The organism is Ruegeria sp. AH7 (assembly GCF_056541325.1).
Map to the genome: position 1 here is coordinate 1 of NZ_JBQFYF010000019.1, position 755 is coordinate 755.

At 57.9% G+C, this 755-nt stretch carries 1 protein-coding gene; it reads left to right on the plus strand.

The features are described from left to right. Positions 1-685: tRNA (adenosine(37)-N6)-dimethylallyltransferase (locus ACR0JX_RS19700; RefSeq protein WP_480545520.1), on the plus strand; the 685-nt coding region annotated here is incomplete at its 5' end. Positions 686-755 lie beyond the last annotated feature (70 nt).

Genomic DNA, 755 nt, shown 5'->3' on the forward strand with positions numbered 1-755 from the left:
TGAGGCCCGCGCACAGCACCGTTTGTATGGGCATGTTGCCTATGACCAGACCTATTCGACTGGTCATTGGCTGCGAGAGGTCACGCCGATGCTGTCGCAACGCCCTCGTCCGATAATCGTCGGAGGGACCGGTCTGTATTTCACAGCTCTGACCGAGGGGATGGCCGATATCCCCGCAACCCCGCCGGAAATCCGGGAACAGGCGGATAAGTTGCCGTTGCAAGAACTAATCGCGGGTTTGGACGGTCTGACCCTGCAGAGGATCGACACCCAAAACCGCGCGCGTGTTCAGCGCGCCTGGGAGGTTCAGAGCGCAACCGGGCGATCCCTATCGGATTGGCAGGCTGACACCCCCGCCCCGATACTGGATATTCAAAACACGGTGCCGATTGTTTTCGACGCCAGAAAAGACTGGCTGCTGGATCGCATAAACCGACGGTTCGACCTGATGTTGGACCAAGGAGCTATAGTGGAAGTGGAGGCCATGCGCGATCACTATGACCCCTCTTTTCCCTCCTGTAAAGCGATCGGCGTTCCGGAGCTAATGGGCTACCTGGACGGCCGCATGACACTGGATGAGGCGCGCGAAAAAGCGACGATCGCGACACGGCAGTTTGCCAAGCGCCAACGCACATGGTTCCGTGCGCGCATGAAGCTCTGGCATCACCTTGACGCTGCGTGTTGAAGGCTGCAGTCGCCGGAGACGATAAAGGCTAATATAACAACGTCTTAATCAGCACCATGGTGAGAGATAG